We start from the raw sequence: 24,507 nt of genomic DNA on the forward strand, positions 1-24,507 counted from the left end.
ATTAACCTGAATTTAGCATAAGGACTCTCATTATCAGCTACACGACATTGGTTTGGTTTAGACAAGATTTACGTTTACGAGACAATCCAGCCCTCAATTACGCGGCCGAACAAGGCAGTGTGCTGCCTTTATATATTGATGATAAAACTTGCCCTGCAGCATATCAGTTAGGTGGCGCGTCGAAATGGTGGTTACATCATTCATTAACTTCACTAAATCATTCACTTGATAATCAACTGCACTGCCAGTCTGGTGATGCTCAGCAGATTATTTTAGCTTGGGTGAAAAAGCACAATATTACCTCTGTGGTATGGAATCGTTGTTACGAACCTTGGCAAATAAAACGCGACACAGCGATTAAGCAAGCCTTAGTAGACTTAGGCGTTGCAGTAAAAAGTTTTAATGCATCTTTGCTTTGGGAACCTTGGCAAGTTCTCAAAAAAGACCAAACACCTTACAAGGTATTTACCCCTTACTACCGTAATGGTTGTTTATCACAGCCGAACCCAAGAATGCCTATTGCTGCCCCTGCCAGTTTAAACATTAAATATAATAAAGCAGATGATATTGGCATAGAGACATTAAATTTATTACCTGATATACCTTGGGATCTGCAAATTCAAAAAATGTGGCAACCTGGGGAACAAGGCGCGTCAGAAAAATTGAAAACCTTTTTGCCTGATGGAGCTCATCATTATAAGGCCAAAAGAGATATGCCCAGTGTGACAGGGACTTCTCAATTATCTGCGCACTTACATTTTGGTGAGATATCCCCCAACCAGATTTGGTATGCAGGTATTCATGCGTTAAATGGCAATACTGAGAATATTGGCTTAGATTGTTATTTAAGCGAACTAGGCTGGCGTGAATTTTCTTATTATTTGCTTTATCACTTCCCCACACTACCAGAACAAAACTTCAGCAAAAAGTTTGAATATTTTCAATGGCGCACCGATCCACCAGCATTAAAAGCTTGGCAACAAGGACAAACTGGTATTCCTATCATAGATGCAGGTATGCGCGAGTTATGGCAAACCGGCACTATGCATAATCGAGTGCGTATGTTGGTGGCGTCGTTTTTGGTTAAAAATTTATTAGTAGATTGGCGTCAAGGTGCCAAATGGTTTTGGGATTGTTTATTAGATGCAGATTTAGCCGCTAACAGTGCCAGTTGGCAGTGGGTCGCAGGCACAGGTGCAGATGCTGCGCCCTACTTCCGAATTTTCAACCCTGTCACCCAAGGGCAGAAATTCGATACCGAGGGAGAATATGTGCGCCAGTTTTGTCCTGAACTGTCCCAACTACCGAATAAGTATATCCATAATCCTTGGGACGCCAGTGTAGATATATTACGCCAAGCCAATGTCAGTTTAGGCACAACCTATCCTCGACCTATAGCTGACTTAAAAACAACCAGACAGCGAGCCCTGGATACCTTGAGTCTATCTAAGCAGTATCTACAGCCAATTAAATAAAATTGGCAAAGGCTCTATTAGAAGGCATGATGAGAAAATTCGATTAGCTGTATGGTTACTATTACTAAATGCAACAAATTACCGATTTACTCAACTTTAAGCTATTTACTCTTTTAGAGCATGATTTCACTTTAGGTGAATTATTAATTTCACCTATTTTGATTTTTTTGGGCATCTGGCTGACCAAAAAAATCACTCGCATCATAGTTAAAAAATTAATCAAAAATGGCGCCAACCCTGACCTAGTGCATTTAGTCAAACGAGTCGCGTCTGTATTAGTCATTATATTGATGTCTATTACCATTTTAGATTTTCTTAATGTGCCGATCACAGCATTTGCCTTTTTGTCTGGGGCGATTGCTATTGGTTTTGGTTTCGGCGCACAAAACATCATTAATAACTTTATTAGTGGTTGGATTTTGATATGGGAGCGACCCATTAAAATTGGCGACTTTTTAGAAGTAGAAAGTGCTAAAGGTATAGTAGAAGAAATCAACACTCGTTCTACCCGTGTCAGGCGTACCGACGGTGTACATATGTTAATTCCAAACAGCAAATTATTAGAAAACACTGTGATTAACTGGACCTTGATTGACACTAAAACACGTTCTACATTATCCGTTGGCGTAGCTTATGGATCACCGGTTCGATTAGTTGAAAAATTAATCGCACAAAGTATTAATGAACAACCTGAAGTCATGTCTACTCCGTCACCTAAAGTCATTTTTGACGATTTTGGCGACAATTCCTTGATGTTTGTCAGTTATTTTTGGCTGAACGCACATGTTGAAGGCGACATACGTTTAGTCAAAAGTAATATTCGTTTTAGAATTGATGAGTTATTTAACCAACATAATATTGTCATTGCCTACCCACAAAGAGATATACATATTGACGGCAAATTACAACTCATCAAGACACCTCAAAATCAAATTAAAGAGGCTGAATAAATATGAATAATCCCCAGCATGAAGCCTTGTTATGGGCATTAAACCTTAGCTCTAATGACCCCGCCAAACAGCTAGATATGCAAAGTTTACTCAACATAAGCAAGGAAGAAAATTTTAGTTGGGTGCATGTCCAAGCGGACGCCCACGATGCCGAAGATTGTTTATCGCAGCTAGGCGTACAAAATGAAATCATTGATGCCCTGTGTACCACTGAAACTCGTCCTAAAGCCTTACAGTTTGGCGAAGGTATGTTGATTTACCTTAGGGGCATTAATCGCAACCCCAATACTGATCCAGAAGATATGGTGTCATTACGATTGTGGGTGACCAAAAATAGGCTCATTTCAGCCCGAAGAAAAGACCGTAGATTACTTTCTGTACAAGATGTAAAAGATGAAATAGCACAAAATATTATTCCGCAAAGTCCTATGGATCTGGTGGTAGATATCATCACCAAAATTGCTAACAGGATCAGTGAAACCGTCGACGAATTAGATGAAGAGTTAACCAGTTTTGAGTCTGACGAAGGCATTGAGCAACAAGACAGGATGAAACTATCATTAGTACGCAGAAAATCAGCCTCGCTACGACGTTACCTAGCCCCGCAAAGAGATGCACTAGACGCGATTTATCGTTTTCATAAATCTCTTAGTCAAGAGCAAGCCTTTGATTTACGAGACCAAACCGACAGAATGAGTCGCTATGTTGAAGAGCTCGACTTAGCAAGAGAACGGGCTATGGTTCTACAAGACGAACTGCGAAATAGAATTGCTGAATTACAAGGCATGCGAATGTACGTGCTGTCTTTAGTGACCGCAATATTTTTACCCCTGTCATTTTTAACCGGGGTATTTGGAATGAATGTCGCTGGACTTCCTGGCACAGAAGAGCCCAGTTCATTTATCAATTTAGTGGGAGGCATGATAGCAGTCGCATTAATCGCGACTGTCATCATGGTATGGAAAAAATGGTTATAACCAGTTAGTTAATTTAAAGCCTAAACCAATACTTTGGGTATGTTGATCAAAGTAAATCAAACTTTCACCATAACCATTAAAATATTCTACGTAACCTTGTAACTTGCCGTTGATTGGGAAAGACCAGCCAAGTTGCACGGCCCCTCTGTTATCATTGCGTAGATTATTGCGAAACATAAACTCTAAAGAATGTTTATCTGAAATGCTCCACAACCCACCCAATTCACCGTAACCTAAATACCTTTCGATAAAGGGATTATCGTCACCTTCTGGTGCCATAGGGTCGAGTTTTTCCTCTTCAGGTATTCGATACCAGCCCCTTATTCCCCATGTCACATTATTGGTATGGGCAAAAATCACACTAGCGATAATTCGATTCCAACTCCTAGATAACAAACCTGTTTGGCCATTCGATTGATGATTAAAAGACAAAGAGGTTTGCTCAACAGGTAAGCTCAACAAAGACCAAGAATGATTGTAAGTAAAGAGTAACTCTGGTTCGTAATTAGTTTCACGAAAGGGAGCCGAAATATCATTATTATAAGATTGCCACCAACTGGTAGCAGTAAAGGCAAATGACATATCCAAATCGTTAAAAATAAAATTTTCCCAAGCCAAGTATTTTAGTGAAACCTGAAATTTCGCTTCTAAATTATCTAACTCAGGGCCAACAGAAACCCCCGCATAAGGTTCTCGCCTAATGCTTGACAATGTCAAAGGCAATAAATAATTCGGCCTATGGGGCAAGATAGCAAAAGGGTTTTGTGCAGCCTCTTGTTCTAACACATGACGTTTTTTCACCCTATTGGTTTTCTTACCTGCACACTTTTCTTTTAACTCTCCCACAGTTTGATCGGGACGAGCATTCATCACTGCTACCAATAAACAGGCATCAATATTACTTTTTTCTGATTCAGTTGGAGCTGCATCTTGTTGAGCCAACACTAAACTGGGCATAAAAAAACAGCATAAAAGTAGCCTGTAAGACATCAATAATATTCCAAAAACATAACCAGCACTGATTCTGCCTAGATACTAATACATTGCAAGTATTCCAAGCCCTATGGTCACAAAATATTCATATAAGTATGGCAAGCTAAAGTGTGATGTATATTTCTAGGCTATTTGCATGAAAAATAAAGGTTCTATTAAAACTCGGCTGATTGTGATTATGCTGGTGTGTATTTTTGGCATGTCAATCTTGGCTGCGAATCAGATATATAACACCCATCGCTTAATACAATTAAATAACCATAGCCGCTTACTTTTACAATTAAACAATCATCTATTACAACTTAGACGTCACGAAAAAGATTTTTTATTGCGTAAAGATAGTCAATATCTCGATAAATTTAGTCAAACAGCTGAGCAGTTCAAACAAGCAGCCAGCCAACTACAAACTTTTTTTGACTACTCGCAGAAAAACACTGCAATGTTTATTGATGCACAACAAAAATTTTCCAACTACACACGTTTATTCAAAGAGTTAGTCTATTTACACAAAGATATAGGACTAGATGAAAACAGTGGTTATCAAGGTGAGTTTCGACAAAGTACACATCAATTAGAAGAATACTTAAGAGTCGATAATCAAACCTATCTACATTTATTATTACTGCAACTCAGGCGTCACGAAAAAGACTTTTTGTTACGGAAAGATATGCGTTACGTGCAACAAGAAATAGACGTTTATCAGGCAATAAGCGCAGCATTAAAAAATGCTAATAAAAGCACTCAAACACAACAAAAACTTTTAGATAATTATCAACAAAAATTCCTACAACTGGTAAAAATCCAACAAACCATAGGTTTAGACCACAACTCAGGCTTACAAGGTGAATTTCGTCATCAAGCTCATTCTATCGAAACGAAGATCAACCTAATAGATACAAACATTACCAATATGATCGCCGAGGAAGAACATAAAATTGAACGAACTAGCTTTGTCATTATGGCCGCCACTCTCACCGCTTTAATCATATTGTTGGTCAAAAGTTTTATTACTTTACAAAAAGCCTTCGCTACTTTTGTGATGTTTTTCTATCGATGTAAACGTGAATACAGGCACATAGATGAAAGAAAACAAGGTTTTGCCGAGTTTAAATATTTAGCCATGATAGCCAACGAAATGATAGACGCCCGACAAGAGATGGAAAATGAACTAAAACAAGCTCAACAAGAAATTAGTAGATTAAAATCAAGCTCTCTAGGTCCATAAATAGTAATGAGCGGAAGAGTTTTGCCTAAACGGCTAATTATCAATCTAATCCCCTTAACAACTTCATCGGTATAAATACCTCCCTAATTTGATGTTTATCAAATAATTCAATTAATTGCCAAAATATATTATATTTTACAATAAGTTAAAAAATATGTTAAAAATGCAATCGTATATTTAAGTGCACCTTTTGCCTTTTTTATCTTGGCTATTTGTGCAGGTTAATAACAATAATTAAAATAACACCTGTAGTTAAAGAAATTAAGGATTTTTATCAATGTTTCAGAATAATAAAAATGGTTTTACCCTGATAGAACTGATCATTGTGATTGTCATTCTAGGTATTTTAGCTGTGGTTGCAGCTCCCAAATTTATAGATTTTCGTTCCGAAGCAATCATTGCTTCTTCTACAAGTTTGAAAGGTGTAATCGAGACGACTTCTAGTCTGATATACAGCAAGTCAGTAATAGAAGGGGTGGAAAAACTAGCATCTGCTGAAATCACAATCAGTGGAGAAAAAATTGAAGTGGTTTATGGTTACCCCGCCGCGAATCAGAATGGCATTAGTGCTGCGATAAACTTTGACGAAGGTGATTGGGCTAACGGAGTGCGTGACAAAGAATGGCACAGTCGCGAAAGCACTTATTCAGGCGCATGGGTTTATTGGCATGGCAGTATTAATGAAGATGCAGGAAACGTTCAACAATGTTATTTACGCTATCGCCAGTCTGTGGCTCAAAATACCAAACCCGTAATTGACTCTGTATTAACGAATTGCTGAAGTTTAGCAATGTTTTCGTAACTATTGAACCTGAGCCTAGGATAAACCGAACCTCTCAATAACGCTCTTTTTGCGCCTAACTGCGTTAGAAAGTCTAACAATAGCCAGCTATTACGTACGAAAATCAGCCTTTCTATCCATAAAAATTTCGTCATCTAGTAAGATGACGATTTAACCCCAAATGAATATGCATTTATTCCCTTTGAATGTTATTGCCAATTATTCCATTTGACCTATAACAGCACTATTTTAATATATGTTTAATTTTTATTTCAACGCTTATAGCTAATCAAATTTTATTACTGTTTATTAAAATCAGAGATTCTAAGCAAGCCTTGCTCTTGGCGTGTATCTACAGTTGAGATATTTGGTACCCCCATTTTAAAAACTATGCGGTCTTTCTTACGGATCCCCCATAAAATCCGCCCTTGCTCTGAACGATCCCAGGCAATGCCTTGGCCATGAATTTCAGGAGCTTCAATAGTATCAATCCAAGTTAATTCACTGCCAAATTCAGGTAAGGCCATCACATAAATTTCTGGTAAATCATGACCCGTTAAATAAAAGTATCCATCTGGGCCCAAGCTTCCACCTGAGTTACTCATAGGTGAAAAACGCTTAAGCACAGCAGTAGGAATGGTCCACTTACTCAAAATTTGAAAATTATCATCCATTTTCACCACTTGAGTATTCATAGTTAAACCATAAGCTTGTGCCTGACCTTTTTGAACCTTATCGTAATTGGCAAAACCACCCCACCAATAACCATCGTATCTGTCTAACCAAGTAAATGAGCCCAATTCGCTACCAAAACTGTGAGAATCAATATGTTCTAGGGTTTGGGTATCCCATACTTCCACTGAACTTGTCATTGGCCAATTAGGATAATTTGAATGCGAAGCATACAATTTTCCCTGCCAAACCATGCCACTGTCTAAATGTATAAGCGGCCCCGTCTCATCAGACCCCCCATCCCACTGCAATATAGCCTTACCATCGGATTTTTGATGTTTTGTGATCCTAAAACTATTCACAGCGTAGAAGTGATTTCATCAACAGCGACACCTTGCCTAGCATCGAACGTTTGTATGCTTTGTAGAGTTTCTGCGAGCAATGTATTTTGAGCATTAGCTGCATTTGCAGAATAAATACTAGAAATAAAAATGAGTGAAACAAACCTAATTATCATGCAGTTCTCCTTATTAAAAATAAAAAGCCCTTGCGTAAAACAAGGGCTCCAGCAATATAAAACTAAATATTACATTTGATAGGTAACAACCTATGTAATAAGTTTTACCTACGTATTCGTATTCTGTGTTCCAAGCTTGGTTACCACCTTGGAATTCAGTAGTGGGTTCATCATTAATGTTATTGGCATCAAAATAGACTGTGAAATTGTCATTTACATTATACGATGCGCGGAAATCCCAACGGCCAAATTCACCTTGGTCTGCGTCATCACTCAAATCACTTAAGTCATTAGTATCAGTCAAGAACGAAGCATTATAGTTGTAAGTTAAACCAAGATATAAAGCTGTATTTTCAAAGAAAAGTGTAAAACTTTGAATTTCTTCTGGCTGATCTTCTAACTTACGTGAATCGCCTATTTCGCTATCAAAAAACTCGGCATCGATGCTGGTATAAGAATAGGTTGCCCCCAAGCCGTCAAATGGTTTAGGTAAACTAGAAAATTGATGTTGTACATTAAATTCAAGGCCAGTTACATCTGCCGTATCAGCGTTACGTTTGGTACGAACAATTAGCTCATCCACATCATAATCGATACCTTGATAAACTCCCCCCGCCACTGTTTGTTCATCATTAATAATGATGTTATCAATCTTTTTATTGAACCATGCAGCAGAAACAATACTGTCTTCAAAGGGGTACCATTCAATGGCTAAATCATAATTATCAGCAGTATAGGGCTCTAAATCTGGGTTACCAATATTCAGGATGGCATCACCTTCTGCATCCATACCAAATGACGACGATGCACTAATATCACTGTAATTTGGACGACCTAAATTAGTTGTGTAAGAAGCACGACCAATCAAGTTGTCAGCAAAATGATAATTAGCAATAAGTGAAGGTAATAACACATTGTTATCACCCGAAATACTAACTTGATTAAAGCCGGCATCTGTAAGCTGATTAGCAACAGAAGTCACATCTGTTTGTTCAAAACGAAGACCTGCAATAATCTGTAAATCATCCAATTCGATAGTGTTCATTACATAAACAGCTGTGTTGGTTTCTTCAACTTTTCTGTCAGATTGAGCAGCAAACAAAGCGTTATTTTCATTAGCTGAGAATAATTCAGGAGATGTATTAAACAGAGAGTTTAAAGCCGTTAAATCAAACCACACATTGGCTCTTGGTTGACCATTCACATCGTTAGAAAAGCCACCGTCAGTAACATTAAAACCTGACAGGTTATTACGTACTACGTCATATTCATTATTGGTGAAATCAAAGGTTTTTTCATTATTTGAATATTTCAAACCAAATTTTAGTGACGCTGAGTAACCCGCTAACTGATAAAAATAGCTTCCATCAAATTTGGCCGAGAATATATCCTGCTCCGCGTGATCATTTTGGTAAGACACTTCATTAAAGCGCAAATTTGCAGGCAAGTTATGTTGTAAGCCCCCTTCTGTAAATTCAATTACACCATTGTTGTTAAGCGTAAAACTGTCTGGCCCTAGATCTTGCGCGGTATCTTGACGGAAATCCCAAACAGAGTTTGGCTCGTCAAGTTCACTTTGGCTAATATTCATACCATAGCTAAATAGCCAATTATCTAATGTTGTCTCGGCACTTAAATTTAAATTTAAGACTTCTTTATCAATATCTTCGCGGCGTAAATCAGCGCGGATAAAAGTGCCACCTTGCAGTACATTAACCGTATCGCCAACAACACTATCGATTAAATCTGCATCTTGCTCAACACCTTGACGAAAACGGTTTCTATGTTGGAATTCTTCAAATTTGCTATAAAAACCTTGGACTAAAATATTGGTTGTATCTGTCGCTTTAAACTCTAAACCAGCTATAGCAGTATTACGTTCACGGCCAACCACATAATAATTATTTTTGCTTTGCTCAGGGAATGCGATGCCATTGACTTCAGCCCAATCATCTTGATAAATACCTTGCGCTAAATACTGACGACTAGAGGTCGACAAGCCAATGTTCCAACCTATATTTTCACTTAATTTACCAGAAGCCGAAATATCTGCATTATAAGGACTCTCTTCTTCGTAATAGGGGTTAGCCTGATCAGCACTTTCAAACCCGTATCTAAGATTAGCCGTAACTGCCAATTCCTCGTTATTTAGTGGTCTTTTAGTAGTGATGTTAACGGTTCCACCAATGCCTTCCCCGTCCATATCTGCAGTTTTAGCTTTGTAAACCTCTACAGTTTGTAATAGTTCTCCTCCAAGAACATCAAGTGGCATGGCGCGACCACTGCCATCTTTTTCTGGAGACGCGGTCTCAAAACCATTTATAGTGACTCGGTTCCAATCTGGACGAATACCACGAATAGAAGCAAATCGACCTTCGCCTTTTTCAATCAAAATAGACACACCAGGCAATCTATTTAAAGATTCAGCAGCATTTTTATCAGGTAAACGCCCCAAGTTATCCGCTGATAACGCATCCATCAGCATAGGCGACTCACGTTTCATGTCTAAAGATTTAATACGGGACAACTTTTGCCCTTTAACTGTGATGCTTTCGATATCGTTAGACACTGGGATTTCTTGAGCTAATGCAGTATTAACAGCTAACGCAAGAATAGAAATACTTGCCAAATTACGAATTTTCATGATGATCCACTAATTAGGTAGGTTGCAAAGAAGCGCGTATCCTAAAGAGCAAATATGACTATGAAATTACTTTTTTTTGACAGTTTTTTGACAGGAAATAACTAATAAAATCAGATGCTTAAATATTTTTTAAATACGGGTCTACTTTTTTACCGCTGTAAATTCTATTTTTTAAAAAATGGGAGAAATATATTTCACCCCCACTTTTGATATCCATTAAAGTAAACATATAACTGAAGGATAGTAAGGCCTTCAAGATGCTCTAAAAGTGCATATACATGAACCCTTCGTACTGAAAATCAAGACTTAGCCCACTTCACTTTTCACAAATTGGGAAAGCAATACGTTTGGTACAGCCTATGTCAAACCAAAGGCCGTCTCAACTATCTACGCTATTGCGCTCTTCATCTTCCCCGTTTTTCATCACATTGTTGGGTTGTGAACCTAATGAGGTTTTGCCCCTTGAGCAGCACAATATTACGCGACCTTAGTAAAAGGAATTTTGTCGGTATAGCTAATTAAATAACGTTTCCTCTGTGTCTGTGATTCAGCTTATGCGGTAAAATTTACAACAGCAACAACAGATACTAATAATTTCAATCCAATTTTAAGCATTAAAAATTTCCTTATATCTCTTTGTTTGTAGAGACAGTTTCAGGTGGGATATTAATTTTAGTTTCTTCACTCACTGATATTTTAGGTTTTGGATTTTTCACAACCCCTTTCTGTAATATCAAAGAATTAGGATACGTAATCAGTTCATCTCCTCGCCTTATTAATACATAAAATAAGGCGATATCTACAATTATGCCAGTAATATCATCGTCTTTATCCATAATCCTTATATGATCGCCCACTCGGTAGGGGAAACCAAAAAAGATGACTAAACTAGCGGTAATATTGCTTAAAATCGACCACTGGGCAAATAATGCGACACCTAATACCGCAAACACCGAAGATAAAAAGATTGATACTTGGGAATATTCAACTCCCATAAATGGGATTAACAAGATAAAACAAAAAGCCCCCAATGCCATATTGACCGTTTTGATGATGTACTGCATTCTAAATTGGCTGACATCACGAGCCGCGCCAAAACGATGAATCGCCGAAGTAGACAAACGAGTGGCAATAAAAGTGGCTGCCACTATAGCCAGCGCAATTAACAGATTCATAAGATTTTGATTACTCCAGAAATAAACGATTCGAATAAATATAAACGCCAAATTCGATTGACGATAAAACTAATTTTTTTATCTGCGAACTTTGTATTATTTTACAGCCCAACTCAAGATTTAGTGAAAATGTTGTGCCCAAAGTTTATTCATAAAACGATTATCGGGATCAACTGACTTTTTCACTTGAAAAAACTCATCCGCATTGGGATAAGCTTTTAGAAATTGTGCGGTTGTAGCATGTAATTGATAGGGTAAATAATACGTACCACCTTGTTCAATAACAGCATCCACTATTTCTCTGCTCCACAATTCAACTTTATCTTGTGCTTCAGTACTATTTTCTTGCCTGTAATATATAACAAAGGCAAACACCTCTGTTTTGGCCCAGGCTAACAAAGAACCACTATCCGGTAAGGCATGACGCACTGATACATTAATCACATTTACTTGATGTTTTTTAAAAATATCTGTCATTTGTAGCAGAAAATTATCAAACTTATCGATAGGCACAAAATATTCTCTTAACGCATAAGTCTGTTTCACCCTACTTTTAGGTTCTAATTCGTACACATCGTAACTTGCTTCATAGTTTCGCCACTGTACCGCAGAAAAACTATATAGGATGGGTTCTAGAATGTGTTGTCTGGTCCATTTGCCGAAATCTGAATCTGCGACAAATTCAGCAACTTTAGGCTGCCATTTATAGGACTTATTTTTAGCAATTAATTTTTGCTTTTGTGTTAACTCATCCTCTGACATTTTCCAGCTAACACTTCTAAGCTCTGAAAATTTCGGAGGATAGATATCAGCATTGTGAAAAATAATAGATTCATCGCTGCTAATGCTCTCTTTGAAAAAACGCCCATACGCATTCACATCCATGGTTTCTGTAAAACGTTTTACTTTTATATTGTCAGCCAAATTTAAGGTGACTTCAGCAATCACCCCAATACCACCATAACCACCAATAGCGGCATAAAATAATGCAGCATTCTGTGAGGCAGATGCTAAAACAACACGACCATCAGCAAGTACTAGTTTAATGGAATCAACTGAGCGAATGATCGGCCCTTCGCCTATATATCGACCATGTACATTGACGCTTAATGAACCACCAACAGTGAAGTTTGCATAGGTCTGCATGATTTTTACCGACAAGTTATGAGGGTCAATGACAGCTAATAGATCTCTCCATGTGATACCACTTTGCACTGTTACTTGTTTATTTGTGATATCCAGCTCAAGTACTCGATTAAAAGTCCGCATATCAAAATGAATACTATTTTCTATTGCTACTTGCCCACCTTGGCTAAATCGACCTCCGCCTATTGAAATACGCCCAGAGCTATCTTTAATGCCCTTTACTATGGTCGCTAACTTAGTGGGGGCAATAACGCGGGTTACCTCAATCGGGTTTAACTGAGTAATATCATTTATAATATTTGATTGAATATCAGGGGCATAATGTGGCTTATCAAGATCAATAAACAAATAGGCGAACAGTGAACCTATGACCAGCAAAAAAGCTAACAGTAAAACACTCAGTAGTTTTCTAATCCTAATTTTCACTTCATTCCCTTTGAGTATTTTAAAATTAGCTTCAGATTTGTTGAGAACAAAAACAACCACAACATCAACTAACTAATCTGAGATCGGGATAAGCCGAGCTCATGTTATATATAAAAAATAAAAAAATTAGATCCATAAATAGCAAACATAGAGTTATGTATAAATTGTCATTCAATGGTTTTTATAGGTACTAATGTGTCGTTAAACCACCTGACAGTATGCCTAACAACTCTTTCCACATAAGGACTGTCGGTCGCTAATGAATGGTAAATATGGTCCGCTCCGCTAATTACATACGACTCTTCAGGTGAAGCATTTGCGCTGGCAAATATTTTCGCCTCTTGGGGGCTAACATAATCGTCTGAACCGCGAATAGATAATAAAGCACCATGATACTTTTCTAGCGGACTAAAAACATCATGGCCCAACATTCCTAACAAATGCTGTCGGGTAATAGTTAATTCGACCCATTGTTGTAATTTAGCCTCACCTTTATTTAACACATCTTGTACTACCTCAGCGGGTATTGAACGAATAATTTCAGCTGGGTCACCGGCACTTGACCACAAGACCAAACTATTAATTTTATCTGGATTGTTACCAGCCAAAGCCAGAGCGGTAGCACCACCTAAACTAAACCCCACAACCGCAATGGGTATATTGGGGTAATGCTGACGTAAGAAATTCAGCCCGACTTGAGCATCAGCCACACGGGATTGAAACGTACTATCCATACGAAAATTCGTTTTTTCTCTTTCGCTTTCACCTCGGATATTAATACGTAAAGAAGCATATCCTTGTTCGGCCAATTGTTGCGCCAAACGTAAGTACATATCTCCTACTTCGTTCATTTGGCTGGCCCAACCATGGATCATTAACACAGCAGCTTTAGGTGTCTGCTTATTGGCTAAATTTATACCTGAGTTATGTATGGCAATTAAATCACTGTCGATCAACGTTTTATTTTCAGCAGTAAAAGCTTTACCTGTGAAAATGGCGAATATAATAAAGGTAAACCATCGACTGGCTAACTGCGCAATAAACATAAAAATCCCTACAGTTGTTTTACAGGAAGGTATTAAACTAGAAGATAGATAATAAACTAATTACTTTTAAGATAGTAAGTTCGACGCAATCAAAAAAGCAATTGTTCGCTTATAAGCAGAGCTCTCGAATGGGTAAACTTGCCGCGCCTACAGCAACAGGGTTTTTATCAACTTGCGCTGCAACTATTTCAGGTAATGGCCTGTGCGCTCCTCGTCTAAATTGTGCGTGTACTTCGATTCTAGGAATGATTTTTTCTGCCAAAGCGGTGGGAATATGGCCCCCTATAACAATGGCTTGAGTATCTAACAAAGCAGAACATGAAGTGGCCACTAAATCTAACGAGTCTTGCACTTTAAATATCCATTCATCGATACCCGGCCAGTTCATATCAAACTTAGTGCGCAGCTGATAAATAGACTCAATTTCTACGCCATTATTAATCAAAATACGTTTAAGTAATTCTAAATTTGGATGCACATAATGCTTTTGTGGCAACATATCTCCCAACTCACCAGCGTTACCAAAGGTTCCCACCAACATTTCATTGTTTGAGATTAAACCGCCGCCAAAACCAGTAGAAATAAACAGATAAACAAAGTTTTTATAGGTGCGCCCAACTCCGGCAATGCCCTCACCTGCGGCGGCAGCAGAAGCATCGTTTACTACCCAAGTAGGCAAAGAAACGCGAGATGAAATAATTTGCGCAATATCGACTTCAGCCCATTCTTCTAACATATGGTGGGTATTCATTTTTCCATCTGATGAACTGAAAAAACCTGAAATTCCCACTCCCATACCTAATATTTTATCTTGTGAGATATCATGTTGGTCAGTCACTTGTTTTACTAATTCATCTAACTTATCTAATACATGAGGAATTTTCATGTTAGACATAGGTTGTAACAGCGAAGTAATAACCTGCCCTTTAAAATCCATCAGAACTAAAGACAAAGCGTCAAATAAAATTGACACGCCTAATGTGAAGGCAAAGCTTGGATTAGGTTCTAATTCAAAACCTGGCTTACCTCTGGCGTTTGCAGATGTCCGTTCTGATTGTTGTAACACGCCACGTTCAATTAGAGACTTAACACTGCGCGACACTGTTTGTTGAGGGATCCCAGTTACGTCAACAATTCGACTTTGAGTAACATTGTCAGTCCAAAAGACTAGCCGAAGAATTTCTCGTTCGGCGTCTTGAAACAGTTTTTGTCCTTTGCCTAATTCAAATCCAGCTCGTAATAAACTATCACTGTCTGACGAGAGCATAATCCGATTATTGTTTGAAGACAGCATACTAATTTAACTTCCTAAATTTATTGTTATGATTGTGACAAATTTAATTGCCATGAATCATGATAACCCTGAAATCATTGACATTAGTTTGTGTGGGCCCAGTGATGATTAAATCTTCCAATGCTTCAAAAAAGTGGTAACTGTCGTGATTATCTAAATATTCTTGAGGAGCTAGACCTAATTTTTTCGCATTACTCAAACTAGCCTCATGTACAAATGCGCCAGCCACATCTTTACTGCCATCCACACCATCGGTATCACAAGACAATACACTAATGCCTGCTTGTCCTTCCAGTGCAATCGCCATAGCCAAAGCATACTCTTGATTAGGTCCGCCCTCTCCACAAGCATCTTTTACCGTAACTGTGAGCTCACCACCAGAAAATAATAATAATTGTTTTCCTTCAGCTAATAATGATTTAGCAATTTTGGCATGTTGCTTCGCTACATCAGCAGCTTCTCCTTGCTGTTCATAATTTAACACTTGGGTTTGCCAGCCCTGCTGCTGTGCTAATTGAATAGCGCTATCAATAGCGGTATTAGCATTAGCTACCACAGCATATTCACTTGTTAAATTTTGTTTAATTGGCAAGTCAACAGCAGACTTTAAGACCTTGTCGATGGCGGCATTAAAAGGCCAATTATATTTGTTTAAAATATCTAAAGCCTGTTTAGCAGTACTATGGTCGATCACCGTAGGCCCTGAGGCAATAATACTAGGATCATCCCCTACCACATCAGAAATCACATAGGTATACACTTCACTTTTTGCGACTAAGGCTAAGCCTCCGCCTTTAACTTGAGATAATTGTTTACGTACCACATTCATTTCATCAATTGAGGCACCACTGCGTAACAAGAATTTATGCACTGATAATTTATCCGCAAATGAAATACCTTCTACAGGCAGACACATAAGTGCCGAACCACCACCAGAAATCAAAAATATAATCGGAATGTTGGCTGGGTTATTTTTAGCTAGTTCTAACAACGCCTGGCCGGCCTCTAAACTTTTTTCATCGGGTACTGGGTGAGCCGCATATAAGACTTCAATATTACCTGTAGGTAATTCAGTACCATAACCATATCGAGTGACAACTTTACCAAAACAAGCATCGCCATATTTTTTATAGGCCGCAGCAGCCATGTCTGCAGCCGCTTTACCCGCACCTATAATACAAACACCTTGGCTCACATCTACCTCATCAAAATAGTCAGGTAAACAGACACTAGGTAAACAACTAGTTACTCCCTGTTTATACAGGTCTAATAAAAATGCTTTTTCTGAATTCACTGTTAACACCTGTTTATAAAAATAGTAATGGAAGTAAGATACAAATAACTAGCATAATGCAGAATGCACTCAAAAGAATGATGATATCTTTTTTGGTTAATATTGATTCATTCTTTTCAATTGATTGTTTAGGCTGCATTTTAACCTCTCCTTTAGAAAACGTACTTAAAGCGTAAGCCACAGCAGCTGTGCTAACAAAACCGATAAAGTTCCACCAGAACCAGAAGATGTTAGGTTGTGTTAACCAGATAAATATATTGAAACTCACACCAGCAATCAGGCCAATATTAATATGTTTCGCTTGAACACCTTTATTGATAACCCCTAACAAAAACACAGCTAAAATAGGACCATAAAAGACTGAGCCGACTTTATTAATAGCTTCGATAACGGTTGGCGCGATATCCCCTGCGTAGAAAGACAAGACTAATGTGATTGCCCCCCAAGTAAGGCCCACGTATTTAGCCTTTTTAAGATAATCTTCAGGAGAATACTGCTTGCCAGTAAGACGGCAATAATCTTCAACGGTAACCGCTGCTAATGAGTTGATAGCTGAACTAAGTGATGACATAGCAGCGGCTAAAATGGCCACAACCAAAATACCAATTACGCCATGAGGTAAATAATTCAAAATGAATATTGGCATCATCCAATCTGGATTTTCTGTGGGTATTTGTTGCATGAAACTAGTCTCTGTCATAGCCAAAGTACCCACTATTAATCCAGAGAAACAATATAATAATGTAATGGGAAAACGCACAGTGGCATTGGCCAACATCATATATTTTAGGTCTTTAGTGTTTTTTGCTGCTAACGCACGCTGAGCTTGAGTTTGATCACAACCATAATAAGAAGCATACAGTACAAAACCACCAAATATCATAGGTAACAAACCAAATCCATCACCATCAAATCCTAAAGAATCTGGTTTAATAGCCTGTAATCGACTGGGATCAACTTTACTGATAAATTCGTCGACACCACCCAAGTGATATAAACCAAAGCCAATACAAGCAATCGTTCCCAATACGATAATAATCATTTGAATAGCATCGCCGTAAACCACTGCTTTCATGCCACCTTGCAGTGAATACAGCACAGTGATCACACCTGTTACCGCTATGGCTTGCCAAGCTTCAATGCCCATAGTGCCTTGCAAAATGAGTGACACAGCAAAAATCATTATGCCTGTTGCAAAAGCGCGGCTAAACTGAAAAACCAAACTAATTAATATACGAGTAGAACGACCGAATCTTTGTTCTAAATAATCATAAATACTGACAAAACCCGAGCGATATAACACAGGTAAAATTGTACTTAACAACAATAGCATGGCCAAAGGCACACCCAGTTCGTAAGACAACCAATGTAAGCCACCACCTTCTCGTAAACCGACAAAGGCTGGGGCCGAGACAAAACTAATAGCTGAAAGTTGAGTCGCCATAACGGAAAGGGTTAATGCCTTCCAACCTAAGTTACGCCCCCCAAGAAAATAATCATCTTTAGTGTTTTGTTGTCTAAAACTAAACCCCATACCCACTAACAAAACTAGATATATAACGACTATGCTGTAATCAAAAATATTCATGGCGTGTAATCACTTAATGTTATTTTATTAATATTGAATGGTTCTTAAATAAGCACTAAATTGCTCATCTATCATTTAATGCTTATTTAAAAACGAGTCACATCCTGTGACCCGTAGTTAACTTCTATTGGTTAAGTTTAGAAATCATATCTAGCTGTTAAGCTGATACGTCTAGGTAAAACCGGGCGTCCAGTGAAAAAGGCACCTTCAGACACCTGACTATTACCTAGACGAGGTGAACCTTCTGTGATCCCTTCACTATCAAACAAGTTCCACACACTTAGACCTAATCTTAATGATTGGTCATTTTGAAATGCCCATGTATAACCAGAACTTAACACAGCCACTGTATGACTATCTAACGTCGCGCTGTTGCTATCGTTAGCAAAAGCTTCACCATAATAATTCACAGCTAAACGAGCATCGACATACCCATCATTGTACGAAACCGCTACATTTCCAGTAAATTCTGGTTGTCTAGCAGGTTCATTGCCTGTGTTGGGGCCATCACTAAACTCTGCATCTTGATAGGTAACATTACCTTCTAATACCACTTCATCAGATACATTCCAACGAGTAATAATTTCTGCACCTACAGTTTCGGTTGATTGTTCTGTGATTGTTTCAATCAAACCGCCTGTACCATCGTTGGTAAAATCGACTTGACGTCTATTGTCTAAGTTAGCCATAAATAATGAAGCATCAACATACAAATCTTTCGGGAAAAATTTCAAACCTAAAGCAGCAAGTGTAATGTCTTCACCTTCGTAACTTTGTGGCTCGCCATTGTCGTTAAATCTTATGCTTCTTATTTGTGGGAAGAAATACCCTTTTGACGCATTCGCATAAAAGTTTAAATCTTCGTTGTCCATTTTGTACAACATAGCTGCAGAAAAAGCAGTTTCTGTGGTAGCCACTTCACCATATGTAAAACGTCCATTCCCAGCAACATTAACCTGTAGATTAGAAGCTAACGTTGAATCATCAGAAACCATCACAGTTTCACTTCCTTCGGCTTTTGAAGTACCTTCAGCACGTTCAACACGCATACCTAAATCGAAAGCCCACTTATCATTTTCAATTTGGTCTGTAATATAGAAAGCGGTTCTTTTGCTGGTTAAGTTTTTATTGGTGTAACTTGTACCCGGCCCAGTAATACCATTTTTAGAATAATAAACCATACTGCCATCTTGAGCGGTAAATGAAAGGTCAACTAAACGCGCATTTTTGCCATCACTGAAGTCAGCTAAATAACTAGAAATGATGTTGTAATCCATTTGCTGAGCGTGAATAAAGAAAGTACCTATGTTCACTGTATGATCAAAATCACCAGAAGATAACGAACCAGTAAGGTTAAATTCAGTACTAAAAAAGTCACCATCTCGTTGACGGTCTAATACACGGTTACCAAACAACAAATAATCACTTGGTACCGCATTACCGGTTTCTGACCAAGTAAAATTAGCTGTACCTAAATCACTTAACAAACCACCGTTTTCCATTCTACCTATATTGGTAATGTACTCATCTTGGGTTTCAGGAATGTTGCCAGAACTTAAACCATCGCCGTCCAAGAATAAATTAAACTGGTGATCATAATCGGCGGCTTTAGCTTTACCGCTTAACATCCAAGTATCTGATAATTCTTTCTCAAAATTAATACCAAACGACCCACCTTCTGTAGCCACACCATTTCGAATGGGTGATTCGTATGTACCGTTAGCTGTGGGGTAACTTAACTCAGCTGCAGCTACCGTTTGCGCAACATAAACTGTCTCGCCATCGTTCCCTGTTAATCTGTCACGACTGGCGCCATCTAAAGGTAAAGGAAGAAAAAACTGTACTTTATCGTTAATTAATTGTCCGTGGAAAGAGATAAATCCATCATCGAACTCTTTACGGATATTACCTCTTAATTGATAACCTTTGGTAGGTAAACCAGTATCTAGAGGGCCATCGTCATAACGATAAAAACCTGATATTGCGTAATATAAGTTATCAGCGCTAGATAATGCTCCACTATTAAAGAAGTCAGTTCTGACACGACCATCTTCAGCAATTTCTAATTGCACAGTACTTTCAGGATCATCACTGCCGGTACGTGAAATGTAGTTAATAATACCTGCTACTGAGCCAGGACCAAATAGGTTAGATACACCACCACCCACATATTCCACTCTTTCAATACCGATATCAGGGCGAAAATAAACATCTTGGGCTGAAGATGTCATACCTGATTGAAATGCAGGCATGCCGTCATAATTTAATGGGGTAAATTGAAATTGACCACCAGAAGGCAAACCACGAACAAAAGCATTGGTTGCCACTTCACCGCCGCCACCTTCTACTTTAATGCCTGGCACAGACATTAAGATATCGGCTTGGCTAGAGAAGCCAGTATTTGCTATCTCTTCTTTACTGATCAAAGTTGTTTTAGCAGGAGTATTTGCTTCTGTACGAGCAACACTCGAACCAGTCACAACAATCTGTTCTATATATTCGTCAGTAGACTTTTCTTCTTGAGCATAAGCGGAAGCAGTAAAAACCAATGACAAAATGCATGCAATTGGGGTCTTTTTCATAATATCTCTCCAGTACGTGTATGTGTTTATTAAAAACAAATCAACAATCAGTTGTTAAAAGATTGTGTACATCAGTTTGATTATTAGTTAAGCACATGAATTCAAACCAATCAACCCATTTTGGGTTTTAATTTTAACTTTTAACTTGATTTATAGATCAACAACACCCAAAATGGCTTTAATAATTATTTAACAACTGGTGGAAATATGAATAATCAAACAGATTTAATTGAAATAGCAAAACAAACACTTATTAAGAATGATCTAGGTGGTTATACCGTGCCAACTCATGGCCTATATCCTTTTCAATGGAATTGGGATTCGGCCATCACTGCACTAGGTTGGATGAAGTTTGATGAAGCTCGAGCATGGCAAGAACTTGAACTCCTGTTCAGCGGCCAATGGGACAATGGCATGATCCCTCACGTGCTTTTTCACAAAGAATCAGATACCTACTTCCCTGGTCCTGATGTATGGGGTTCTGACAAAAAAGTAAAAAGCACATCTATATCTCAACCACCTGTCTTAGCTAGTGTGATGAAAATCATGTTTGACAGCTGTCAAGACAGAGCCTTAGTTGATCAAAAAATGGCTGAGTTTATGCCTAAGTTAGTTGAGTATCACCTTTGGTGGTATAGAGAGCGAGATCCTGAACAAACTGGCCTAGTAGTAAGTTATCACCCATGGGAATCAGGTATGGATAACAGTCCAGCTTGGGACGATGCATTAGCCGCAGTTCCCCCCGTTACTTGGCAATATACAAGATGTGATACCACTCACATCAACGCATCAGAGCGCCCACATAAAGAAGAATACGATAGGTTTTTATATTTAGTGGAGTTTTTCAAAAATCATAATTTTGATAGTAACTACATTTATCAGCATTGCCCTTATAAAGTGAATGATATAGGTATCATCGCGATTTTACATAAAGCGACTAAAGACTTAATTGAGCTCTGTAAGCTAGCTAATTATGCACATCCAGAACTACAAACATTAGTCGATAATGTAAAATTGACTGAATCTTCAATTAATACTTTGTGGTATGCAGAAGAACAGTATTTTTATAGTCGTAATGCGTTAACCGACACGCTTTGTAAAGTAAAAACTAATGCTGGGTTATTAACCTTGTATGCAGGGTTAGTCTCGCCCTCTCAAGCTGCAGTACTTAAACCTTTGGCTAAATCGTGGGCAACAGCATCTACCTATAGCATGGCCTCCACTCATCCGAAGAGTGATAAATACGAACCTCAAAGATATTGGCGCGGACCAATTTGGTTACACATCAACTGGATGATAGCCGAAGGTTTTGCTGATTATGATGACATTGAATTAGCCGACATGTTAAAAAATGATGCAAAACATCTAATCGAAAAAACAGGCTATTACGAATACTTTCATGCTGACTCTGGTGCAGGATGTGGTGGTGGTGCATTTTCTTGGACAGCTGCCATTGCACTTTACTGGTTACTGGATAACCCAGCAGTAACAAAGTAACGGATTCGGCGATAAATATTTTATACGTCATATATTTTAGGAAATAATATGCAAAAAGTTATCTGTTTTGGTGAAGCCCTGATTGACCTTTTATCTAACAAAATAAAAGGTCAAACTGACGAGCATGAAAGTTTTACCAAATACGCTGGCGGCGCGCCGGCAAATGTTAGTGTGGCATTAGCCAAATTGGGTGGTCATGCCTACTTTGCCGGCATGTTAGGCGAAGATATGTTTGGTCGGTTTATCTTAAACACCTTAAAAAAAGAAGGTGTGAAAACCGACTATACCTTCTTCACCAAACAAGCGAAAACAGGTTTAGCCTTTGTTTCTTTGGATGATTTAGGAGACCGAAGCTTTGAGTTTTATCGTCCACCTGCAGCTGATTTATGTTTCACCCCAGAGCATTTCTCAGCTGATTGGTTTAGCGATTTTGGTATATTCCATTTTTGCTCAAACAGCTTAACGGAAGACAATATCGCGAAAACCACTCAAACTGGTATTTCAATGGCGCGAGAAAATAACTGGCTGATTAGTTTTGATGTAAATTTACGGACCAATTTATGGGCCGAAAACGTCGATCCAAGACAAAGGATCAAACAGTTTATTCCCCAGGCTGATGTGATAAAAGTCGCGATTGAAGAATTGGACTTTATTGCCAATGGTGAAGATCATAAAACAACTATCGACAATATATTGGCTACCGGCTGCCAACTGGTGATAGTCACAGACGGTCCAAAAACCTTAACTTGGTATAGTCATTTTACTCAGCAAAACTTAACCCCAGTCAAAGTTACACCGGTTGATTCTACCGCTGCTGGCGATGCCTTTGTGGGTGGCATTATTTATCAACTCAGTGAAGTACTGAATAATCGACAAAGTTTTAAGCAATGGGTAGCTGATGCAAACAAAGTAAATTTAGCATTACAGTTTGCCAGTCGTTGTGGAGCCTATGCCGCCGCCCATGCTGGTGCATTTCCTTCTTTGCCAGACAAACAATCGATACAAAATTATTTTAAAGAGGAAAAATAATGAACACACCTAACTTTAAAAGCAAACAGTTTTTAGTCAAACATATTCAAGATACTTTAGCGTTTTACGCCCCCAATGTGGATGATCCCAATGGCGGTTTTTATCAAAACTTCAAAGACGATGGTCAAGTATACGATAAAGAGACCCGGCACTTAGTCAGCTCAAGTCGTTTTGTGTTTAATTATGCACGAGCCTATTTACAATTTGATCAACAAAAAGATCTTGAACGAGTAAAGTCGGGAATCGACTTTATCCGCAGCAAACACTTAAATCCCAAGACTGGCGGTTATTATTGGTTGTTGAACGTGCAACACAAACAGTCAACAGTATTAGACGACCATAACCATTGTTATGGCTTAGCTTTTGTTTTGTTGGCTTACAGCTGGGCTTATCGTGCAGGTGTTTCAGAAGCTGCTGAATATATACAAGATACATGGCAATTGATGGAACAACATTTTTGGGATGCTGAAGCTGGATTATACAAAGACGAAGCTAACGGCGATTTCTCTGTGGTTTCCACATATCGTGGCCAGAATGCCAACATGCATAGCTGCGAAGCACTTATTGCAGCTTACAAAGCCACCCAAGATAGTAAGTTTCTCGATCGCGCATACTTGTTGGCCGACAATATGATAAATCGTCAGGCCAAATTAGCTGATGGAAAAATTTGGGAACATTACACTCTAGAATGGCAAATAGATTGGGATTACAACTTAGACGATCCGAAAAACCTATTTAGACCTTGGGGATTTCAACCCGGTCATCATACAGAGTGGGCTAAGCTATTGCTGATGATCAATCAATACCGGCCGACGTCATGGCTAGTGGAACAGGCAATATTTTTATTTGATACCGCCACAGCTGTCGCTTGGGATGAAACCCATGGTGGTTTCTATTATGGTTTTGCCCCAGATTTAACTATTTGTGATGATGATAAATATTTTTGGGTACAAGCAGAAACCTTTGCCTGCGCAGCATTGTTAGCGGATGCCACCGGTGATGAAAAGTATTGGCAGTGGTACAACAAAACTTGGCAATATGCTTGGCAACACATGGTTGATCATGAATATGGTGCTTGGTTTAGAATTCTGTCTAGAGACAACCAAAAACTTGAAGATTCCAAAAGCCCAATAGGTAAAACTGATTACCACACTATGGGTGCTTGTTATGATGTATTAAGTGTTTTGTAGTAAGAG

19 protein-coding genes are annotated in these 24,507 nt (G+C 38.5%); 8 read left to right on the forward strand and 11 right to left on the reverse strand.

Features of this window, described 5'->3' with window-relative positions; translation table 11 throughout:
* Positions 1-47: 47 nt before the first annotated feature.
* The 3 genes from GQR87_RS15840 to GQR87_RS15850 all read left to right on the forward strand — a co-directional run bounded on the left by GQR87_RS15840 (position 48) and on the right by GQR87_RS15850 (position 3,402).
* Positions 48-1,475: a deoxyribodipyrimidine photo-lyase gene (locus GQR87_RS15840; protein WP_233267284.1), complete on the forward strand. Its 1,428-nt coding sequence runs from the start codon at positions 48-50 to the stop codon at positions 1,473-1,475.
* A gap of 68 nt (positions 1,476-1,543) precedes the next feature.
* Positions 1,544-2,425, forward strand: a complete 882-nt coding sequence (locus tag GQR87_RS15845) for a mechanosensitive ion channel family protein (RefSeq protein ID WP_158970988.1) — start codon at positions 1,544-1,546, stop codon at positions 2,423-2,425.
* Positions 2,426-2,427: 2 nt separating this feature from the next.
* The gene (locus GQR87_RS15850; RefSeq protein ID WP_199271629.1) at positions 2,428-3,402 is read left to right on the forward strand and encodes a zinc transporter ZntB; all 975 of its coding nucleotides are present in this window, start codon (positions 2,428-2,430) and stop codon (positions 3,400-3,402) included.
* On the opposite strand, the gene GQR87_RS15855 is transcribed toward GQR87_RS15850, so the two are convergent.
* Complete coding sequence (locus GQR87_RS15855) at positions 3,397-4,359, reverse strand: phospholipase A (protein WP_199271630.1); 963 nt, start codon at positions 4,357-4,359, stop codon at positions 3,397-3,399. The genes GQR87_RS15850 and GQR87_RS15855 overlap by 6 nt on opposite strands.
* Positions 4,360-4,531: 172 nt before the next feature.
* Here GQR87_RS15855 and GQR87_RS15860 point away from each other — a divergent pair, with 172 nt between their 5' ends.
* Both GQR87_RS15860 and GQR87_RS22590 read left to right on the forward strand, forming a co-directional pair.
* Complete coding sequence (locus tag GQR87_RS15860) at positions 4,532-5,620, forward strand: hypothetical protein (RefSeq protein WP_158970990.1); 1,089 nt, start codon at positions 4,532-4,534, stop codon at positions 5,618-5,620.
* Positions 5,621-5,897: 277 nt separating this feature from the next.
* Entirely contained in the window at positions 5,898-6,401 is a 504-nt protein-coding gene (locus GQR87_RS22590; RefSeq protein ID WP_158970992.1) for a prepilin-type N-terminal cleavage/methylation domain-containing protein, read from the forward strand.
* 299 nt (positions 6,402-6,700) lie between these two features.
* Here GQR87_RS22590 and GQR87_RS15870 read toward each other — a convergent pair whose 3' ends face one another.
* From GQR87_RS15870 to GQR87_RS15915, 10 genes are all read right to left on the reverse strand, one after another.
* Complete coding sequence (locus GQR87_RS15870) at positions 6,701-7,435, reverse strand: hypothetical protein (protein ID WP_158970994.1); 735 nt, start codon at positions 7,433-7,435, stop codon at positions 6,701-6,703.
* Positions 7,432-7,590 (reverse strand): hypothetical protein, encoded by a 159-nt coding sequence (locus tag GQR87_RS15875; protein WP_158970996.1) that lies wholly within the window; start codon positions 7,588-7,590, stop codon positions 7,432-7,434. Before GQR87_RS15875 ends, GQR87_RS15870 begins: the two co-directional genes overlap by 4 nt.
* A 13-nt stretch (positions 7,591-7,603) precedes the next feature.
* Entirely contained in the window at positions 7,604-10,234 is a 2,631-nt protein-coding gene (locus GQR87_RS15880; protein ID WP_233267285.1) for a TonB-dependent receptor, read from the reverse strand.
* 626 nt (positions 10,235-10,860) lie between these two features.
* Complete coding sequence (locus GQR87_RS15885; protein ID WP_158970998.1) at positions 10,861-11,409, reverse strand: mechanosensitive ion channel domain-containing protein; 549 nt, start codon at positions 11,407-11,409, stop codon at positions 10,861-10,863.
* A gap of 120 nt (positions 11,410-11,529) precedes the next feature.
* On the reverse strand, positions 11,530-12,981 hold the full coding sequence (locus GQR87_RS15890) for an FAD-binding protein (RefSeq protein ID WP_233267286.1): 1,452 nt from the start codon (positions 12,979-12,981) through the stop codon (positions 11,530-11,532).
* A 167-nt stretch (positions 12,982-13,148) separates the two neighbouring features.
* Positions 13,149-14,027: an alpha/beta hydrolase gene (locus tag GQR87_RS15895; RefSeq protein WP_158971000.1), complete on the reverse strand. Its 879-nt coding sequence runs from the start codon at positions 14,025-14,027 to the stop codon at positions 13,149-13,151.
* A gap of 109 nt (positions 14,028-14,136) precedes the next feature.
* Positions 14,137-15,294: an ROK family transcriptional regulator gene (locus GQR87_RS15900; protein WP_158973051.1), complete on the reverse strand. Its 1,158-nt coding sequence runs from the start codon at positions 15,292-15,294 to the stop codon at positions 14,137-14,139.
* A gap of 70 nt (positions 15,295-15,364) precedes the next feature.
* Entirely contained in the window at positions 15,365-16,615 is a 1,251-nt protein-coding gene (locus tag GQR87_RS15905) for a glycerate kinase (protein ID WP_158971002.1), read from the reverse strand.
* Between the two features lie 13 nt (positions 16,616-16,628).
* A complete protein-coding gene (locus GQR87_RS15910) occupies positions 16,629-18,203 on the reverse strand; it encodes a sodium:solute symporter (protein ID WP_158971004.1) in 1,575 nt (524 codons plus the stop codon).
* Between the two features lie 137 nt (positions 18,204-18,340).
* Positions 18,341-20,785, reverse strand: coding sequence for a TonB-dependent receptor domain-containing protein (locus tag GQR87_RS15915; RefSeq protein ID WP_158971006.1), 2,445 nt, complete (start codon positions 20,783-20,785; stop codon positions 18,341-18,343).
* A gap of 207 nt (positions 20,786-20,992) precedes the next feature.
* On the opposite strand from GQR87_RS15915, the gene GQR87_RS15920 reads away from it, so the two are divergent.
* The 3 genes from GQR87_RS15920 to GQR87_RS15930 are packed head-to-tail and all read left to right on the forward strand — an operon-like array spanning position 20,993 to position 24,501.
* The gene (locus GQR87_RS15920; protein ID WP_158971008.1) at positions 20,993-22,282 is read left to right on the forward strand and encodes a trehalase family glycosidase; all 1,290 of its coding nucleotides are present in this window, start codon (positions 20,993-20,995) and stop codon (positions 22,280-22,282) included.
* 48 nt (positions 22,283-22,330) lie between these two features.
* Complete coding sequence (locus tag GQR87_RS15925) at positions 22,331-23,311, forward strand: carbohydrate kinase (protein WP_158971010.1); 981 nt, start codon at positions 22,331-22,333, stop codon at positions 23,309-23,311.
* On the forward strand, positions 23,308-24,501 hold the full coding sequence (locus GQR87_RS15930) for an AGE family epimerase/isomerase (protein WP_370459641.1): 1,194 nt from the start codon (positions 23,308-23,310) through the stop codon (positions 24,499-24,501). The genes GQR87_RS15925 and GQR87_RS15930 overlap by 4 nt, the downstream gene beginning before the upstream one ends.
* Positions 24,502-24,507 lie beyond the last annotated feature (6 nt).

It is taken from the genome of Paraglaciecola sp. L3A3 (genome assembly GCF_009796765.1).
Taxonomy (GTDB): Bacteria; Pseudomonadota; Gammaproteobacteria; order Enterobacterales; family Alteromonadaceae; genus Paraglaciecola.

What these genes read in the sequence shown, in the direction of transcription:
- GQR87_RS15845 (WP_158970988.1), top strand. Translation starts at nt 1,544, where the DNA reads ATGCAACAAATTACCGATTTACTCAACTTTAAGCTATTTACTCTTTTA.
- GQR87_RS15850 (WP_199271629.1), top strand. Translation starts at nt 2,428, where the DNA reads ATGAATAATCCCCAGCATGAAGCCTTGTTATGGGCATTAAACCTTAGC.
- GQR87_RS15855 (WP_199271630.1), bottom strand. Translation starts at nt 4,359, where the DNA reads ATGCCCAGTTTAGTGTTGGCTCAACAAGATGCAGCTCCAACTGAATCA.
- GQR87_RS15860 (WP_158970990.1), top strand. Translation starts at nt 4,532, where the DNA reads ATGAAAAATAAAGGTTCTATTAAAACTCGGCTGATTGTGATTATGCTG.
- GQR87_RS22590 (WP_158970992.1), top strand. Translation starts at nt 5,898, where the DNA reads ATGTTTCAGAATAATAAAAATGGTTTTACCCTGATAGAACTGATCATT.
- GQR87_RS15875 (WP_158970996.1), bottom strand. Translation starts at nt 7,590, where the DNA reads ATGATAATTAGGTTTGTTTCACTCATTTTTATTTCTAGTATTTATTCT.
- GQR87_RS15880 (WP_233267285.1), bottom strand. Translation starts at nt 10,234, where the DNA reads ATGAAAATTCGTAATTTGGCAAGTATTTCTATTCTTGCGTTAGCTGTT.
- GQR87_RS15885 (WP_158970998.1), bottom strand. Translation starts at nt 11,409, where the DNA reads ATGAATCTGTTAATTGCGCTGGCTATAGTGGCAGCCACTTTTATTGCC.
- GQR87_RS15895 (WP_158971000.1), bottom strand. Translation starts at nt 14,027, where the DNA reads ATGTTTATTGCGCAGTTAGCCAGTCGATGGTTTACCTTTATTATATTC.
- GQR87_RS15900 (WP_158973051.1), bottom strand. Translation starts at nt 15,294, where the DNA reads ATGCTCTCGTCAGACAGTGATAGTTTATTACGAGCTGGATTTGAATTA.
- GQR87_RS15910 (WP_158971004.1), bottom strand. Translation starts at nt 18,203, where the DNA reads ATGAATATTTTTGATTACAGCATAGTCGTTATATATCTAGTTTTGTTA.
- GQR87_RS15915 (WP_158971006.1), bottom strand. Translation starts at nt 20,785, where the DNA reads ATGAAAAAGACCCCAATTGCATGCATTTTGTCATTGGTTTTTACTGCT.
- GQR87_RS15920 (WP_158971008.1), top strand. Translation starts at nt 20,993, where the DNA reads ATGAATAATCAAACAGATTTAATTGAAATAGCAAAACAAACACTTATT.
- GQR87_RS15925 (WP_158971010.1), top strand. Translation starts at nt 22,331, where the DNA reads ATGCAAAAAGTTATCTGTTTTGGTGAAGCCCTGATTGACCTTTTATCT.